19 protein-coding genes are annotated in these 17,123 nt (G+C 45.0%); 11 read left to right on the forward strand and 8 right to left on the reverse strand.

Features of this window, described 5'->3' with window-relative positions:
- Positions 1 to 47: 47 nt before the first annotated feature.
- Both rnjA and TRNA_RS29775 read right to left on the reverse strand, forming a co-directional pair.
- Entirely contained in the window at positions 48 to 1,715 is a 1,668-nt protein-coding gene (gene rnjA / locus TRNA_RS29770) for a ribonuclease J1 (protein ID WP_003181391.1), read from the reverse strand.
- A 4-nt stretch (positions 1,716 to 1,719) separates the two neighbouring features.
- Positions 1,720 to 1,929 carry a DNA-dependent RNA polymerase subunit epsilon gene (locus TRNA_RS29775; protein ID WP_003181393.1) on the reverse strand — a complete coding sequence of 70 codons (210 nt, stop codon included), beginning with the start codon at positions 1,927 to 1,929 and terminating at the stop codon, positions 1,720 to 1,722.
- 399 nt (positions 1,930 to 2,328) lie between these two features.
- On the opposite strand from TRNA_RS29775, the gene TRNA_RS29780 reads away from it, so the two are divergent.
- Positions 2,329 to 3,105, forward strand: a complete 777-nt coding sequence (locus TRNA_RS29780; RefSeq protein ID WP_011197949.1) for a Cof-type HAD-IIB family hydrolase — start codon at positions 2,329 to 2,331, stop codon at positions 3,103 to 3,105.
- Positions 3,106 to 3,141: 36 nt separating this feature from the next.
- Here the strand turns inward: TRNA_RS29780 and def are convergent, their stop codons facing one another.
- Both def and TRNA_RS43230 read right to left on the reverse strand, forming a co-directional pair.
- Positions 3,142 to 3,696 carry a peptide deformylase gene (gene def, locus TRNA_RS29785; protein ID WP_011197950.1) on the reverse strand — a complete coding sequence of 185 codons (555 nt, stop codon included), beginning with the start codon at positions 3,694 to 3,696 and terminating at the stop codon, positions 3,142 to 3,144.
- Between the two features lie 121 nt (positions 3,697 to 3,817).
- Positions 3,818 to 3,949, reverse strand: coding sequence for a YjcZ family sporulation protein (locus tag TRNA_RS43230; protein ID WP_003181399.1), 132 nt, complete (start codon positions 3,947 to 3,949; stop codon positions 3,818 to 3,820).
- Between the two features lie 256 nt (positions 3,950 to 4,205).
- Here TRNA_RS43230 and TRNA_RS29795 point away from each other — a divergent pair, with 256 nt between their 5' ends.
- The 5 genes from TRNA_RS29795 (at position 4,206) to lpdA (ending at position 10,242) form a co-directional block, all read left to right on the forward strand.
- A complete protein-coding gene (locus tag TRNA_RS29795; RefSeq protein WP_003181401.1) occupies positions 4,206 to 4,874 on the forward strand; it encodes a YkyA family protein in 669 nt (222 codons plus the stop codon).
- Positions 4,875 to 5,273: 399 nt separating this feature from the next.
- Complete coding sequence (gene pdhA, locus TRNA_RS29800) at positions 5,274 to 6,389, forward strand: pyruvate dehydrogenase (acetyl-transferring) E1 component subunit alpha (protein ID WP_003181403.1); 1,116 nt, start codon at positions 5,274 to 5,276, stop codon at positions 6,387 to 6,389.
- A 3-nt stretch (positions 6,390 to 6,392) separates the two neighbouring features.
- Positions 6,393 to 7,370: a pyruvate dehydrogenase complex E1 component subunit beta gene (gene pdhB / locus TRNA_RS29805; protein ID WP_003181406.1), complete on the forward strand. Its 978-nt coding sequence runs from the start codon at positions 6,393 to 6,395 to the stop codon at positions 7,368 to 7,370.
- 162 nt (positions 7,371 to 7,532) lie between these two features.
- A complete protein-coding gene (locus TRNA_RS29810; protein WP_003181409.1) occupies positions 7,533 to 8,825 on the forward strand; it encodes a dihydrolipoamide acetyltransferase family protein in 1,293 nt (430 codons plus the stop codon).
- A 4-nt stretch (positions 8,826 to 8,829) separates the two neighbouring features.
- Positions 8,830 to 10,242, forward strand: a complete 1,413-nt coding sequence (gene lpdA, locus TRNA_RS29815; protein WP_003181410.1) for a dihydrolipoyl dehydrogenase — start codon at positions 8,830 to 8,832, stop codon at positions 10,240 to 10,242.
- A 141-nt stretch (positions 10,243 to 10,383) separates the two neighbouring features.
- Here lpdA and TRNA_RS29820 read toward each other — a convergent pair.
- Both TRNA_RS29820 and TRNA_RS44120 read right to left on the reverse strand, forming a co-directional pair.
- A protein-coding gene (locus TRNA_RS29820) for an IS3 family transposase (protein ID WP_085959889.1) occupies positions 10,384 to 11,546 on the reverse strand; the annotation gives its coding sequence in 2 pieces (ribosomal slippage) (positions 10,384 to 11,270 and positions 11,270 to 11,546; 1,164 coding nt in all).
- A gap of 103 nt (positions 11,547 to 11,649) precedes the next feature.
- Positions 11,650 to 11,880, reverse strand: a complete 231-nt coding sequence (locus tag TRNA_RS44120; protein ID WP_223307093.1) for a hypothetical protein — start codon at positions 11,878 to 11,880, stop codon at positions 11,650 to 11,652.
- A gap of 522 nt (positions 11,881 to 12,402) precedes the next feature.
- Between TRNA_RS44120 and TRNA_RS43235 the strand changes: the two genes are divergently transcribed.
- Positions 12,403 to 12,522 (forward strand): GapA-binding peptide SR1P, encoded by a 120-nt coding sequence (locus TRNA_RS43235; protein ID WP_003181418.1) that lies wholly within the window; start codon positions 12,403 to 12,405, stop codon positions 12,520 to 12,522.
- A gap of 44 nt (positions 12,523 to 12,566) precedes the next feature.
- On the opposite strand, the gene TRNA_RS29835 is transcribed toward TRNA_RS43235, so the two are convergent.
- Complete coding sequence (locus tag TRNA_RS29835) at positions 12,567 to 14,039, reverse strand: aminotransferase class I/II-fold pyridoxal phosphate-dependent enzyme (protein WP_026080863.1); 1,473 nt, start codon at positions 14,037 to 14,039, stop codon at positions 12,567 to 12,569.
- A 255-nt stretch (positions 14,040 to 14,294) separates the two neighbouring features.
- On the opposite strand from TRNA_RS29835, the gene TRNA_RS29840 reads away from it, so the two are divergent.
- On the forward strand, positions 14,295 to 14,570 hold the full coding sequence (locus TRNA_RS29840; protein ID WP_003181422.1) for a UPF0223 family protein: 276 nt from the start codon (positions 14,295 to 14,297) through the stop codon (positions 14,568 to 14,570).
- A gap of 51 nt (positions 14,571 to 14,621) precedes the next feature.
- Here TRNA_RS29840 and TRNA_RS29845 read toward each other — a convergent pair whose 3' ends face one another.
- A complete protein-coding gene (locus TRNA_RS29845) occupies positions 14,622 to 15,257 on the reverse strand; it encodes a YktB family protein (RefSeq protein ID WP_009328573.1) in 636 nt (211 codons plus the stop codon).
- Positions 15,258 to 15,501: 244 nt separating this feature from the next.
- Here TRNA_RS29845 and TRNA_RS29850 point away from each other — a divergent pair, with 244 nt between their 5' ends.
- From TRNA_RS29850 to TRNA_RS29860, 3 genes are all read left to right on the forward strand, one after another.
- Positions 15,502 to 15,690, forward strand: a complete 189-nt coding sequence (locus TRNA_RS29850; RefSeq protein WP_003181425.1) for a hypothetical protein — start codon at positions 15,502 to 15,504, stop codon at positions 15,688 to 15,690.
- A 141-nt stretch (positions 15,691 to 15,831) separates the two neighbouring features.
- Entirely contained in the window at positions 15,832 to 16,626 is a 795-nt protein-coding gene (locus tag TRNA_RS29855) for an inositol monophosphatase family protein (protein ID WP_003181429.1), read from the forward strand.
- Positions 16,619 to 17,086 (forward strand): GNAT family N-acetyltransferase, encoded by a 468-nt coding sequence (locus TRNA_RS29860; RefSeq protein WP_003181431.1) that lies wholly within the window; start codon positions 16,619 to 16,621, stop codon positions 17,084 to 17,086. Before TRNA_RS29855 ends, TRNA_RS29860 begins: the two co-directional genes overlap by 8 nt.
- The last annotated feature ends 37 nt before the right edge of the window (positions 17,087 to 17,123 follow it).

Here is a 17,123-nt window from a genome sequence, read left to right on the forward strand (position 1 = left end):
CGGATGCACCCCGGTGCATCCGTTTTTTGCTGTATCCGCATCCGCGATTAGACTTCCATAATAATCGGAAGGATCATCGGCCGGCGTTTTGTTTTTTCATAGAGGAAAGGAGCAAGCGTGTCTGTAATCTCGTTCTTAATTTCAGACCACTGTGTCGTTTTGCGCTCCATCACTTTTTTAAGGTGTCCTGCAATCAGTTCCTGGGCATCATTGATTAAATCACCGGATTCTCTCATATAGACAAATCCTCTGGAAATTAAGTCAGGCCCTGCGGACACTTTGAATTCTTTCATGTTGATGCTGACAACGACAATGACGAGCCCTTCTTCGGAAAGAATCCGGCGGTCGCGAAGCACGATATTGCCGATGTCGCCGATGCCGCTTCCGTCAATATAAACATTGCCTGACGGGATTTTACCCGCAACTGAGGCTTCTTCGCTTGTCAAAGCAAGCACTTCCCCGTTGTCCATAATAAAGCAGTTTTCCTCAGGAATTCCGCAGTCTGTCGCCAGTTTGACATGCATTTTCTGCATTCTGTATTCACCGTGAATCGGCATGAAAAACTTTGGCTTGATGAGGCGGAGCATCAGTTTTTGCTCTTCCTGTCCGCCGTGTCCCGAGGTGTGAATGTTAGTCACAGCTCCGTGGATGACATCGGCACCCGCCCGGTAAAGCTGGTTAATCGTGCGGCTGACGCTGATCGTATTGCCCGGGATCGGAGATGATGAAAATACGACCGTATCCCCGGGATTGATGGAGATTTGCCGGTGTGTGCCGTTTGCAATTCGAGATAGAGCAGCCATCGGTTCGCCTTGGCTTCCGGTACAGAGAATCGTCACTTTCCCGGCAGGGAGCCTGTTGATTTCATTCGCTTCAACGAAAGTGTTTTTCGGACACTTAATATATCCGAGCGTTTGGCCGATTTCGATCGCCGACTCCATGCTTCGCCCAAATACGGCAACCTTCCGTCCGTTTGCAACAGCCGCTTCGATCACCTGCTGCAGGCGGTGGATGTTTGACGCAAAGGTTGCGAAGATGATCCGGCCTTCGACTTTTCGGAAAATATCATCAATGCTTTCTCCGACTTTGCGCTCTGACATCGTGAAATCAGGGATTTCACTGTTTGTGCTGTCTGACAGCAGGCAAAGCACGCCTTCTTTTCCGATTTCGGCCATCTTTGTCAAGTTGGCGGGTTCGCCCACCGGTGTAAAATCGAATTTAAAGTCACCGGTATGTACGATGTTTCCTTGCGGTGTTTTTACGACAATCCCGTATGAGTCCGGAATGCTGTGGGTCGTCCTGAAAAAAGAAACCGACGTTTTTCTGAATTTGACGATATCGTCTTCTTCAATGATATGAAGCTTTGTTTGGCGAAGCAAACCGTGCTCTTCAAGCTTCTTCCTGAGAAGGCCGATGGCGAGCTGTCCGCCGTAAACCGGAATGTTCACCTGTTTGAGCAGGTACGGAATTCCGCCGATGTGGTCTTCGTGTCCGTGCGTAATAAAAAGACCTTTGATTTTTTCTTCGTTTTTGACTAAATAAGTGTAGTCAGGGATGACATAGTCGATTCCGAGAAGCTCGTCTTCCGGAAACTTAATCCCCGCATCGATGAGCACGATCTCGTCCTGGAACTGGACCCCGTACGTGTTTTTGCCGATTTCCCCAAGTCCTCCAAGGGCAAATACAGCCGTTTGGTCATTTTTAACAAATTTCATTCATTCATAACTCCAATACTTTAAAATTTTCGCTTTGCTTTTCATATTCTAAAAAAGCGCCTTCAACTTGCTGTATAAACTCAATATTGTAGTTGTATGGTTTTAATTTAGATCTGACTTCACGTTCAGATTGAGCTTCCACAAAAATTGAATCTGTTTTTTCACGAACAGGTACTTCGTCATTGCTTGCTTGATAAAATACCTTATAGATCATCCAAATCTCTCCTTAACTGCCGATTGTTAGACTCGTCTTTCTATTATATTCGAAATTGGCTCATAAGAAAAGCGCCTGAGAAAAAAAGGACCCTTCCACACGAGTGAAGGTCCTTTTAGGCAATCGACTTTCTGCGCATCATGCCATTCAGCTGTTTTTTTAATTTTTTCCGCAGACGGCGAAGCATACGGGTTCCTCCTTTCTCTGACTTGTCTGAGTAACTTCCGTATCTCTTTAGTTCTATTATATGATGAATCCGTCTATTGTTACATGGATATTATTGGCATGTTGATTTAGTTTTGATTTTGGAGTGAAAAGGTTTTCTCGCGTACGCAGTTTTTGTATGATGGTACAGGAGAACCATCAATCATACTAGCTAAGGGAGAAGGATTCACTGCCATGGATAAAAAGCTGATTTTCTTTGATATTGACGGAACGATTTATGATCACAATAAACGCATTCCCGCCACCGCAAAACAGGCCGTCTCCGATTTGAAAGCGCACGGCCATCATGTTTTCATCGCGTCAGGCCGTGCGCCGTTTATGGTCAGGCCTGTTCTTGAAGAACTGGGCATCGATTCTTTTGTCTCTTATAACGGACAATATGTCGTTTTTGAAGGAGAGGTCATTTATAAAAATCCCATTGCCGAGCAGTCGTTAGAAGCGCTGCTTGCGCATTCGGACAGCTGCGGCCACCCCCTCGTCTTCATGGGGGAAGAGGGGATGCGCTCTACAACTGCCGCCCATCCGTTCGTCGATGAAGGGATCGGCAGCTTAAAAGTCAATCCGCCGGAAGAGGATCGTACCTACTTTAAGGGCAGGGACATTTTCCAGGTCCTCTTGTTCTGCACGCAAGACGAGGAAGAGCGGTACAGCCGGTTTAAAGAGTTTGATCTCGTCCGCTGGCACGAGCGCTCCACAGATGTGCTGCCTTCAGGCGGATCGAAAGCGGAAGGAATCAAAAAAGTCATTGAAAAACTTCCGTTCGACAGAGAGGATACTTATGCGTTCGGGGACGGTCTGAACGACCTGCAGATGATCGAATTTGCGGGAACCGGAGTAGCGATGGGCAACGCTGTGCCCGAGCTGAAAAAAATAGCCGACTTTATCACAAAGCCCGTCGATGAAGACGGCATTCAATACGCGGTGGAAGCGCTCGGACTTTTGAAATCATAAAAAACGGATCAGAAATGATCCGTTTTTTTTATGACTTTACCTGCCTACAGGCGTTGCATTTTCAGGTTGTTTCAGCGGGTTTTCTTTGTCGATGTGGTCGTAAAACATAATGCCGTTCAAATGATCGATCTCATGCTGGAATACGATCGCCGGATATCCTTTTAAGCGGATGTCGATGTTTTCGCCTTCAAGCGTCGTTCCTTTGACTCGGATCCGTTCATAGCGCGGAACATATCCGGGAATCGGCTCGTCGACGGACAGGCAGCCCTCGCCGCTTGTCAAATAGCATCTTTGAACAGAGTGGCTGACGATCTTCGGATTGAAAAGCGCATAGCTGTATAGTGTCCCGTCTTCGCTTTCGGCATGAACGGCGATCATTCGTTTATTGATATTAATTTGCGGAGCGGCTAGACCGACACCAGGACGAAGGTTGTACTTTTTAGCGATTTCGGGGTCCTGGCTGTTTTTGACAAACTCGATCATTTCGCTCAGCTGTTTGATTTCTTCTTCGCTTGCTGGCAATTGAACTTCTTCGGCGACGGTTCTCAAAGCAGGATGACCGTCGCGGACAATGTTTTCCATTGTGATCAACATCTTCACTCCCAACGATTCATTATGTAAAGTATAGCGGATCTTGCTCTTTCCGCGCAATCTCTGTGCATGATAAAATGACCAGCCTAAAGGAGGCTGGTCATGACGGATCCATCAGGGGCTAGCAGCCTAAATAAGCGGCCCCTACAATAATCAGCAAAATAAAGAGAACGACGATCAAAGCGAATGTGCGGCCGTAGCCGTATCCATAACCGCCGCCGTACCCGTATCCAGGGCAGCAATAACCGTACATATAAAGACCTCCTCCGTTATTTTACGCACAGCCTTTTCTTTTTAGTAGGCATGGCGTCTAATATAAACTATGTAAAAGTCCAAAGGTTGTATAGTCGAATGCCCAGCTTCAAGGAATTTTCCCTAAAGGTTTGGTCTAAAAGCGAAGGCGGTTGCATACCGATCTGATATCGGCTTGTCCATATCTTTAGACTTCTGTTGTCAAACAAGCGAATTCATTTTATAGTGGAATTTGTCGAGATTGGGGGAAGTTCATAGTGAAATTTTCAAATATGCGGGTGCCCGCAGGCATCGTCGTTTTTTGCACGGCTGCATTTGTATTAACAGGCTGTCTCTGGAAGGATCCTGTCGAGTCGTTTCACGGCTCGCTGGAGAAGATCGTGGAATTGGAAGAGCCTTTTAAACAAGAGCAGGGTTCACTTAAAAGTCTTGAAAAAGCCGAATCGAAGCTTTACGAGGAAATGATCAGGCTCAATATGGATGATTTTGACCGGATCGCTGCGCTCTCCGACAAAGCGCTGAAGACAGCCGGCAAACGCGAGAAGCACTTGAATTCTGAGAAAGAAAGCATAGATGAAGCAAAGCAGGAGTTTGAAGCAAATAAAGCGTCGGCAGAAAAAATCGATGATCAGAAGGTCAGGAAAAAGGCTGAGAACGCTGCATCTTATATGGAAAAGCGCTACAAAGCATACGACTCTCTTTATGGCGCCTATCAAAACGCAATCGGCCTTGACAAAGAGCTGTACAAGCTGCTCAAAAATAAAGGGCTTAAACTGGATGACCTTGAGGAGCAGCTGAAAAAAATCAATCAATCGTATGACAAAGTGCTGAAAGAAAGCAAGCATTTCAATGAGTATACAAAGGACTACAACAAAGCCAGAAAAGATTTTTACAAGGCTGCGGGGTTTGAGATGAAAGAGGGCTGAATTGTTCAGCCCTCTTTTTTTCGACAAAATCTGTATCGCTATTGTAATACAGATTGTTATCTATACTAGAACAGTTTGCAGCAGTCTTGACAACGCTGAAACAGAAATCCGATAAAGCGAATACATTTATTGAAATTCAGGAATGAAAACGATTGACGATCATGATCGGCTGGTGTAAACTTAGCCTTGGTGGAACTTGTTGTATTAGTTTGTCATAAACTATAAGTGATACAGTTTTAGAACGCGTTGTGCTGTCCTTACATAAAAGTTTCGACAACCATCAAAGCGGCTAATAAGAAATAAATATGAGTTGCGCCCGTCAATTTAGGACACCCTAATTCTGTATGTATAAGGGATACACGTCTATGACTGTCAAAAGAAAGGAAGAGGTGACTTTATATGGCTGCAAAAACGAAAAAAGCAATCGTTGATAGCAAAAAGCAATTCGATGCCATTAAAAAGCAGTTCGAAACGTTTCAAATTTTGAATGAAGAAGGCGAAGTCGTTAATGAAGCGGCAATGCCGGATCTATCTGATGATCAATTAAAAGAATTAATGCGCCGCATGGTGTATACACGCATTTTGGATCAGCGTTCTATTTCTTTGAACAGACAAGGCCGCCTTGGCTTCTACGCGCCGACTGCCGGTCAGGAAGCTTCTCAAATTGCTACGCATTTCGCGCTTGAAAAAGAAGACTTCGTTCTTCCGGGCTACCGTGATGTTCCGCAGCTGATCTGGCACGGACTTCCGCTTTATCAAGCATTCTTGTTCTCTCGCGGACACTTCCGCGGCAACCAAATGCCTGACGATGTCAATGCGCTTTCACCGCAAATTATTATTGGTGCGCAATACATCCAAACGGCTGGCGTTGCACTCGGCTTGAAAAAACGCGGCAAACAGGCTGTGGCGATCACCTATACTGGAGACGGCGGTGCTTCCCAAGGTGACTTCTACGAAGGAATCAACTTTGCCGGTGCGTATAAAGCTCCAGCTATTTTCGTTGTTCAAAACAACCGCTATGCGATTTCAACACCTGTTGAAAAGCAATCAGCAGCTCAAACAATCGCCCAAAAAGCTGCGGCTGCAGGTATCGTCGGCGTTCAAGTAGACGGAATGGATGCCCTTGCTGTATACGCTGCGACACGCGAAGCACGCGAGCGCGCTGTAAACGGCGAAGGCCCTACCCTGATCGAAACGCTTTGCTTCCGTTACGGTCCTCATACTATGGCCGGTGACGATCCGACAAAATACCGTACAAAAGAAATCGAGAATGAGTGGGAGCAGAAAGATCCGCTTGTCCGTTTCCGCAAGTTCTTGGAAAACAAAGGCCTTTGGTCTGAAGAAGAAGAAAACAAGGTAATTGAAGAAGCGAAAGAAGAAATCAAGCAGGCGATCAAAAAAGCTGACGAAGAGCCGAAGCAAAAAGTGACCGACCTGATCGACATTATGTATGAAGAGCTTCCTTACAACCTTGTAGAACAAAAGGAAATTTATAAAGAGAAGGAGTCGAAGTAAGCCATGGCGCAAATGACAATGATTCAAGCAATCACTGATGCGTTACGCACAGAACTGAAAAATGACGAAAATGTCTTAGTTTTCGGAGAAGACGTCGGTGTTAACGGCGGCGTGTTCCGTGCGACTGAAGGATTGCAAAAAGAGTTTGGTGAGGATCGCGTATTTGACACTCCTCTTGCTGAATCTGGTATCGGCGGCCTTGCACTCGGCTTAGGCTTACAAGGCTTCCGTCCTGTAATGGAAATTCAATTTTTCGGCTTTGTGTATGAAGTGATGGACTCTGTTTCCGGACAAATGGCACGGATGCGCTACCGTTCCGGCGGTCGCTGGAATTCTCCGGTGACAATCCGTTCTCCGTTCGGCGGCGGTGTTCATACGCCTGAACTTCACGCGGACAGCTTGGAAGGACTCGTTGCACAGCAGCCTGGACTTAAAGTCGTTATTCCTTCAACTCCGTACGATGCTAAAGGACTTTTAATCTCTGCGATCCGCGATAACGATCCGGTTGTCTTCCTTGAGCACATGAAACTTTACCGTTCATTCCGCCAGGAAGTTCCTGAAGAGGAATACACAATTGAAATCGGCAAAGCCGATGTGAAACGCGAAGGAAAAGACCTTTCCATCATCACATACGGAGCGATGGTTCACGAGTCATTAAAAGCGGCGGAAGAGCTTGAAAAAGAAGGCGTATCTGCTGAGGTTGTCGACCTTCGCACAGTCAGCCCGCTTGACATTGACACGATCATCGCGTCTGTAGAAAAAACAGGCCGCGCAATCGTCGTTCAAGAGGCGCAAAAACAGGCTGGAGTAGCTGCAAACGTTGTTGCCGAAATCAACGACCGCGCGATTTTGAGCCTCGAAGCTCCAGTGCTTCGCGTCACTGCTCCTGATACTGTATTCGCATTCTCTCAAGCTGAAAGCGTATGGCTTCCAAACCATAAAGACGTGCTTGAAACTGCGAAAAAAGTATTGGAATTTTAATTAGATCTGAACAATTCAAAAGGGAAAAGCTGATATCAGCCTTTTTCCCTTCATGCATTTCCACAGTCAGTCGGAGAAACTGTAGCCGTGTACTGACAGTCGGCCTAAACAAGAGGCCGACCACTATATCAACTACGTAATAATCTTAGGAGGTCGAGAACTGTGGCATTTGAATTTAAACTTCCGGATATCGGGGAAGGAATCCACGAAGGCGAAATCGTGAAATGGTTCGTCAAGCCAAACGACGAGGTAAACGAAGATGACGTTTTGGCAGAGGTACAAAACGATAAAGCAGTTGTAGAAATTCCTTCACCTGTTAAAGGAAAAGTATTAGAATTAAAAGTTGAAGAGGGAACAGTCGCAACCGTTGGGCAGACGATCATCACATTTGATGCACCAGGTTACGAAGATCTTCAATTCAAAGGCGACGAATCAGGCGAAGCGAAAGCGGAAGAAGCTGAAAAACAAGAAACTGATGCACCTGCAGAAGCAGCGGAAGCAAACGAGCAAGCGGATGCAGATCCGAATAAGCGCGTCATTGCAATGCCATCTGTTCGCAAGTATGCCCGCGAAAAAGGCGTTGATATCGTGAATGTTTCAGGTTCCGGCAAAAACGGCCGCGTTCTGAAAGAAGATATCGACAGCTTCTTAAACGGAGGAACTGCCGGAGACGCTAAGGCTGCTCAAGCTGAAGAGAAAGCAGAACCTGCTGCACAGCAACCTGCAGCTGCGGTTCAAGTGCCTGAAGGCGAATTCCCTGAAACTCGCGAGAAAATGAGCGGAATCCGCAAAGCCATTGCAAAAGCTATGGTCAACTCAAAACATACCGCTCCACACGTTACATTAATGGACGAAGTCGATGTGACAAACCTTGTCGCTCACCGCAAGCAGTTTAAACAAGTTGCGGCTGATCAAGGAATTAAGCTGACTTACCTGCCTTACGTGGTAAAAGCTTTGACATCAGCTCTGAAAAAATATCCAGTCCTGAATACATCAATTGACGACAATACAGATGAAGTGATTCAGAAGCACTACTACAACATCGGTATTGCGGCAGACACTGAAAAAGGCCTGCTTGTGCCGGTTGTTAAAAATGCGGACCGCAAAGCGATTTTTGAGATTTCAAACGAAATCAACGAGCTTGCGACAAAAGCACGCGAAGGCAAACTTGCTCCTGCTGAAATGAAAGGCGCTTCTTGCACAATTACGAATATCGGCTCTGCCGGCGGTCAATGGTTCACACCGGTTATCAACCATCCGGAAGTTGCGATCCTTGGAATCGGCCGCATCGCTGAGAAAGCTGTCGTTCGTGACGGCGAAATCGTCGCTGCACCTGTTCTGGCTCTTTCTCTAAGCTTTGACCACCGTATGATCGACGGCGCAACTGCACAAAACGCGTTGAATCACATCAAGCGTTTGCTGAACGATCCACAATTAATTTTAATGGAGGCGTAATGTAATGGTAGTAGGAGATTTCCCTATTGAAACAGATACTCTTGTCATTGGTGCGGGACCTGGCGGCTATGTAGCTGCCATCCGCGCTGCTCAGCTTGGACAAAAAGTAACAATCGTCGAAAAAGGCAATCTTGGAGGCGTATGTCTGAATGTCGGATGTATCCCTTCAAAAGCGCTTATCAATGCAGGCCACCGCTATGAGAATGCGAAGCATTCTGAAGAGATGGGGATCACTGCTGAAAACGTAAAAGTTGACTTTACAAAGGTTCAAGAATGGAAAGCCTCTGTCGTTAATAAGCTTACCGGCGGTGTTGAAGGCCTTCTGAAAGGAAACAAAGTCGACATCGTAAAAGGCGAAGCATACTTTGTAGACAGCAATTCTGTACGCGTGATGGATGAGAACTCAGCTCAGACTTACACGTTCAAAAATGCGATCATTGCAACAGGTTCTCGCCCTATCGAATTGCCAAACTTCAAATATAGCGACCGCGTACTGAATTCAACAGGCGCACTTGCACTGAAAGAAATTCCTAAGAAGCTCGTTGTCATCGGCGGCGGCTACATCGGAACAGAGCTCGGTACTGCATATGCAAACTTCGGTACTGAAGTTGTCATTCTTGAAGGCGGAGAAGAAATCCTTCCAGGATTTGAGAAGCAAATGAGCTCTCTTGTGAAACGCAACCTGAAGAAAAAAGGCAACGTTGAAATCCATACAAAAGCAATGGCTAAAGGCGTAGAAGAAAAAGCTGACGGCGTAACCGTTACGTTCGAAGTGAAAGGCGAAGAGCAAACGATCGATGCGGACTACGTACTTGTCACTGTCGGCCGCGTTGCAAACACGGACGAGCTCGGACTTGAACAAGTCGGCGTCGAAATGACGGACCGCGGCATCATCAAAACGGACAAACAATGCCGTACAAACATTCCGAACATCTATGCGATCGGTGACATCATCGAAGGTCCTCCGCTTGCGCATAAAGCTTCTTATGAAGGTAAAATTGCTGCTGAAGCGATTGCCGGAGAAGCTGCGGAAATCGACTATCTTGGAATTCCTGCGGTCGTATTCTCTGAGCCTGAACTTGCATCTGTAGGCTACACTGAAGCACAGGCTAAAGAAGAAGGTCTTTCAGTGACTGCAGCCAAATTCCCGTTTGCAGCAAACGGACGTGCGCTGTCATTAAACGAAACTGACGGTTTCCTTAAACTTGTAACACGCAAAGAAGACGGCTTAGTCATCGGTGCACAAATCGCCGGAGCAAGCGCTTCTGACATGATTTCTGAGCTGAGCTTGGCAATCGAAGCAGGAATGACTGCTGAAGATATCGCAATGACAATCCACGCTCACCCTACATTGGGAGAAATCACAATGGAAGCTGCAGAAGTTGCCATCGGCATGCCGATCCACGTTGTAAAATAAATCAAAAACCCCCTCTGCAGGGGGTTTTTTATGTTTTCTCTTATTCGGGTGCATGACAAATTGCCCGGGATACATGTGAAGCAGAAAAAAAATCCCCTTGCACATGAACTGACCCGTTAAAATGAGACTTAGAAAAAACACCTATGCTGCCTGTCCCCTGTATTCCAGTGGGGACAGGTAGTTTAATTTTGCCTGAATTCGTACATGATTATATCGATACATGTATTGATTTACAATTTGTACTACTTTAGAATTGGATATAGATGCTCTACTTTGAGCGTTAAATCCTTCCGACTTTAGCGAGGAGTGAAAGGATTCAATGACGGCATTATCATGGCAGTTTCCTTTTCGAGACATGCTTGTGGTAATGCCTTTTTCTTTGGCCAAATTCTGATATGCATGTGAAGTATAGACAGATCCCTGGTCGCTATGAAGAAGTAACCCTACTGGTTTACGTAATTCTACAGCTTCCCTCAATGTGTCTAATACTAGGTTAATATCTTGGCTCGTACCTATTTTGTAAGCCACTATTTCGTTGTTATATAAGTCCATAATCGTTGATAAATATAACATAGTCGAGCCATAAGGTAAGTAGGTAATGTCGGTTACCCATTTTTCATTTAATCGGCTTGCTTTAAAATTACGATTGAGAGTGTTCGGCACAATAATATTACTCTCACCACAAATGTACTTTTGTCGCTTCTTCTTAACTTGACACTGAATCTCAAACTTTTGCATAATTTTTTGTACAGTTTTGCGGTTTACATTTATCCCATACTTTCTGTTTAAGATGGATTTAATTTTACGATGACCATAGTGATAGAAGTTTTTCTTACACAGCTTGATTACTAGCTCTTCTAATGAAGTTAGCTCAACTTTTTTATACTTCTTTTTCCAACGGTAATATGTTGACTTAGGTATGCCTAATACTCCAAGAATATCAATTATTTTAAAAGTGGCTGAGAGTTCTTCTACAACTTGGACAATGACTCGTGGCTCCAACTCCTTTCGATCTCCTGGTACTTTTTTATAATTGCCAATTGAGCCTCTAGCTGTTTATTCTTTAGTTTTAATTCTTCTAGCTCACTCATTTCCTCCGATTCTTTACCGTAGGAATATTGTTTTCCAACTTGTTGCGAAAATCGATAGGTTTGGCCTGTTTTGTACCATCGCATCCATGTTTTAATTTGAGTCTTATTTTTTATCCCCAGTTGTTCCATTATTTCTTTGTTTGTCATTCCAGCTTGTTTCATTTTAATTACTTCCCATTTTACTTCTTCTGCGTAATGTACTCTTGTGCCCATAGAAAAACACCCTCCTAAGAATCATATTGTATTAATACGATTCAGGGGGTGTTTTTTCCTTGTCTCATTTATTTGGGTCTCTCCACACATGCACAGGGGGCTTTTAATGTTTCAATTCCTTTTGAAGAAGCCTTACAATTTTATCTTTATCTTTTATTTTTCCTTCAATTTTAACCAGTACTTTCTTATCATTAACAAGCAGCAAGCTTGGAAAGACTTTAACCTCTTTTTTCCACTCGCCTTTATCATGTGAAATTTCCATACTTGAAACCTGTTCGGGAAATTCTTTTTTTAAATCCAAAAGCGCATCATAATAAGCCACTTCCTGCTCCATATGCTCGTCATCGGAAAAAAAGATGAGCTTGAGGTGGCGGTGATTGGTGCTTTGATGCTGCTGGTCAGGCATGATGTGAGATAAAGAACATCCACTCGTCAAAAAAAGGAAACAAATTGCGGCGGTGAATATCGCTCGAAACCACATGACGTCTCTTCACCTCTCTATATAATGCAAGCCGATTTTCCTGTTCGATTAGTAAACAATTCCTATTTTATCATGATAATTGAAATAATTTTTCGTTGTTACCCATTTGTTACACAATTGATAACTGCCGTTTTATTTATGAGATGTTGTAGGTTGAGCGTGTTTGATGGGTACATCGTCGGAATCAGCCGGGAAGCGTTCTGCTTATACCTTAAGCAGGAATACATATATAACATGATGGCCTTTTTTTAGAAAAAGAGCAAAAATGATTTAAATGTGTTATACAATTTACCGTTGACAATATTAATGTGACATAATATTATAGGGGTAACAAATTTAAACGCTTCCATTTTGAAAAGAAAAGGGGAATGAAAGATGGGCACGATCGTTTGTCAAGACTGCAATGAAACCATTCAGCATTTTGAAGATGAGAAAGTGACGATACTTTACGGAACGTGCGGACAGTGCAACTGCCATCTTAAAGAGGAAGAATAGAAAAAAGCATGCGGCCATTTACAGTGCCGCATGCTTTTATGTTTTTACAGGATTGCCTGCTGTTCTTTAATAACGCGGATCATATGGAGGGTGTCATCTTCCGGTCCCTGAACAGGCAGCCCAGCTTCCAGGTTCTTTTCGATGTAGTTGATATTATCCTCGGTAATGATCTCGCCCGGAATGAAGATCGGTATCCCTGGCGGATAAACCATAACAAACTCGGCAATCATTCTGCCAGCTGCTTTTTTGAACGGAATGATCTCCGTGTTTGCGTAAAAAGCGTCACGCGGTGTCATCGCAAGCGCCGGAATGTTTGGCAGAAGCACTTCAGGCTTGCGTCTGTTTTCCGCAGATGAAGCGGCCTGTTGAGCAATCTCGGTTAATCCTTTAATTAACGCATCTGCATCCTCTTTCCGGTCTCCCGGTGTAAAAATGCACAGGATGTTGTATAAGTCAGAAAGCTCCACTTCGATTTGGCATGACTCGCGCAGCCATTTTTCCACATCATGACCGGTCAGGCCGAGGTCTTTCACAGATATGATCAATTTGGTCGGATCATAGTCAAAAGCCGCTTTGGAGCCGAGGATTTCCCTCCCGACGCATGAAATCCCGTTGATATTATTGATGCGTTCCCTTGTTTCGTTGGCGAGCTTAATCGTTTGTTCGATCAGTTCGTGTCCCTCTGTGGCTAAGCGTTTTCTGGCGACATCAAGCGAAGCGAGCAATAGATAGGAGGTCGATGTCGTCGTCAGCATGCTTAAAATCGATTGCACCCTTTCCTTTGAAACCAGACCTTCTTTCATATTGAGAATCGAACTTTGTGTAAGGGATCCTCCGAGCTTATGAACGCTCGTCGCCGCCATATCCGCTCCGGCCTGCATTGCCGAAAGAGGCAGATCTTCATGGAAGTGGATATGAACGCCGTGCGCCTCGTCAACTAGCACCGGGACATGAAAAGAATGAGCCAGCTCGACGATGCTTTTTAAGTCTGCAGCTATGCCGAAATAAGTCGGGTTGATGACGAGCAGTCCTTTTGCGTCAGGATGCTCAAGCAGCGCTTTTTTCGCTGATTCAGGGGTGATCCCGTGTGAAATCCCCAGCTCATCGTCGATTTCCGGATGGATGAAGATCGGTACGGCGCCTGAGAAGACGATCGCTGACATCACCGATTTATGAACATTTCTCGGGACGATGATTTTGTCTCCGGGTCCGCATACGGCCATGACCATCGTCATGATGGCGCCGCTCGTTCCCTGGACGGAAAAGAACGTGTAGTCGGCTCCGAATGCTTCAGCCGCCAGATCCTGCGCCTGTTTGATTATTCCTTTCGGCGCGTGCAGATCGTCGAGAGGCTCGATGTTGATTAAATCTATGCTTAATGCATTTTCTCCGATAAACTCCCTGAATTCAGGGTCCATCCCAGAGCCTTTTTTGTGCCCCGGTATATGGAACTGGATCGGGTTTTTGCCGGCGTGTTTTTTTAATCCGGTATATAGGGGTGTTTCGTGCTGCAACAATTGTTTTCCCACCTTCATGATAAACCTGCTATTTCCTTAAAGACTATTCTTTATCAAAAATCGTTGAGTTATTTTGCGTTTTTGCTTGATGGCATAAAACAAATGAATTATATTATGTTCTTGAAAGAATGTAAAGAACATTTTATCATCTTTCCTGTAAGGGGCTTCTAGGTCCCTATGGATAGTCGCAAAAAAGAAAACCAATACTAAAGCTATACAAGCCGTCAGGCTGAACTGCACAAGGAGATGAACCAAATGGAAGAAGGGTACCAATATCCGATGAATGAAGACTGGAGCACAGAGGAAGCGATAGACGTCATATCGTTTTTTCAGGCGGTTGAGCTCGCTTATGAAAAAGGCGTAGAGCGAGACGTGCTGATGAGTGCTTACCGCCGCTTTAAAGAAATAGTTCCGGGAAAAGCGGAGGAAAAAAAGCTGTGCAGCCAGTTTGAAGAAGCGAGCGACTACTCTCCGTATCAAGCAGTCAAAAAAGCAAAGGAACAAACGGAAGATACGAAAATTAAAATGTAATGAGAAAATCCAAAACAAAAAGGGATGGCACCACCGGCCATCCCTTTTTGATTATACCGATACTTTCTGCGTCAGGCGGTAAAGGAAGGCGAGCTTTTCAAAAGCCGCTTCGATTTCGGATAGAAACGCCTCTTCACTCATATGCAGCACCTCGTCTTTAGAAAGCTGAATACCGCAAAGCGCTTCTGCTTTCTTCACGTTGACGAGCCGTTCAAACAGGTTTTCCAGATCTTTTTCATTCATCTCAGACTGTCTCTTGGCATCCGGTTTCGTATGATCGGCCGACCAGAAAAAGCGACTTGGAATGCTGCTCTCAATATCCGGCAGATGCTTCTTAAACAGCTGGCCGTATTCCTGCTTGAGAGGGGACTCATAGATCAATGCAAACCATACGAAAACGTGGGTTTCCCATAAACCAATTTGGAAATGCGGCAGCTTTTTATAGCCGCGCTTATTGTTTGCGAAAGCAACCCAGCTGTCGTCCGGCGGATTGACTGAGCGGCGCGCGTGCTTGGCGACGTGGACAAACATTTCGTCTCCTGTCAAAGCGGACAGAACAGGCGCAAAATGATCGCCGAGCCCTTGAAGTTTCGGGCGCACTGTGTCTTTCAGAACGCTCATCCGCGCATCTAAACCTTCTATTGTAAATGTACGAAAATCCTCTTCAGTAAAACGCAGACTGCTCATTGTGTTCCTCCTTGTCCAATCAGTAAAGATATTGTATCACAGTCGGCTTTTCAAACAAAAAATTACGTTTCGCCTTGCGGAATTTGGGGAATCGTTAGGTAAACACACAATTTTTAGAATAACGTTGCGAATGTTTGAGCACTTCATACGATATGAATAAGAAATTAATATATATCACGCTTAGGACTTAAAGCCAGAAGGATTCCTTTTGAAATCAATTTTCTCTGGAGGGGGCGTAGGGCACATGAAACCAATAGTAAAACAAGGATTGAAAGAGGAAAAAGACAATCGGGCCGCTGTTTGGAGGCTTGAGGTCGATTATGAACTTGCAACGCTTTTTGAAGCTATGGAAAAAAAGGATGAAACCCAAATCGAGTTGAGCAAGCGCAAACTGGAACGACTCAGAAAAGAATGGATCAGATTACATGGTTGAAACCATAATAAAAACGAACCGTTTGAGAGGTTCGTTTTTATCTGGGCTGCCTGGATATTTGTCATTTTTCTTGATTTTTCCCGGTTAATATCAGTATGCTATGAATAAATCAACAGGTATACATAGAAAAGAGGTAGTGTGATGACAAACTGGAAGGAAATCGATCGCCTGGCGAAAAGCTGGGTGAAAGAAGCTGGTCAGAGAATTAAGCAATCAATGAAAGAAAAGATGACGATTGAAACGAAATCGAATCCAAATGACCTTGTCACAAACATTGACAAGGAAACAGAGCGTTTTTTCATTGAAAAAATTCAATCGGTTTTTCCGGATCATCATATTCTTGGCGAAGAAGGCCAAGGGGACAAGCTCACATCTTTGGACGGCGTCGTTTGGATCATCGATCCGATCGATGGTACGATGAACTTTATTCATCAAAAACGCAATTTTGCGATTTCAATCGGCATTTTTGAAAACGGAAAAGGCAAAATCGGCTTGATTTATGATGTGACTCACGATGAGCTTTATCATGCTTTTCAAGGCGAAGGTGCTTACATGAACAATACAAAGCTCGGCAAGATGAAAGAAGTGCCGCTTGAGGAATCGATTCTGGCCATCAATGCGACATGGATCACCGAGAACAGACGGATCGATCCAAGCGTATTATCCCCGCTTGTCAGGCGCGTCAGAGGGACCCGTTCATACGGTTCAGCGGCTTTGGAACTCGCTTATGTAGCGGCAGGCAGAATGGATGTGTATGTGACGATGAGGCTCGCTCCTTGGGATTACGCTGCCGGCTGCATTCTGCTTGACGAGGTCGGCGGAACATATACAACCATTGACGGGAAACCGCTCAATTTTCTTGAAAACCACAGCATCGTAGCCGGCAATCCGGCAGCTCACCGGGCGATTTTCGACGAATATTTGCCGCATGAATAGCAGGTCTTTCTCTTCTTCTGATCTCGCCTTTTTTGAAGAGCTGGCCGAAGCGAGCCCCGGGTGGGTGAAGGAAGAGCTTGACGGAAACAGCCTGGAACGCTATATGAGTGCTTATGCGATGTATAACGGTGAATGGCTCGTGTGGGAAGACGGGGGACTGCCGGCGGCTCTCAGCTTTCATCTCGAATGGGCGCCTTCTAATGGCAAGCCTTGGCTCGGAACGCTTCTTGTCCATCCCGATTTCCGCAAAAAAGGCCGGGCAAAAGAAGTGATCAAAACGATCGGAAAACGCTTGAGAGAAAAGGGGCATAAAGCGTTGTTTGCGGCAGTGCCTTATGAGAAAGACGAATGGTTGAACATGCTGGCCCGTTCAGGATTTGAACAGCTGAAAACGGAAAAAGATGAAAAGGGAAAACGATATTTGATCATGGTTTTGCCCCTTCCCTTGTGGCTGCAATGAGACTTGTTTAACAACAGGTCTCTTTTTTTTATGATTT

Origin of the sequence: Bacillus licheniformis DSM 13 = ATCC 14580 (assembly GCF_000011645.1) — a bacterium.
GTDB lineage: Bacteria > Bacillota > Bacilli > Bacillales > Bacillaceae > Bacillus > Bacillus licheniformis.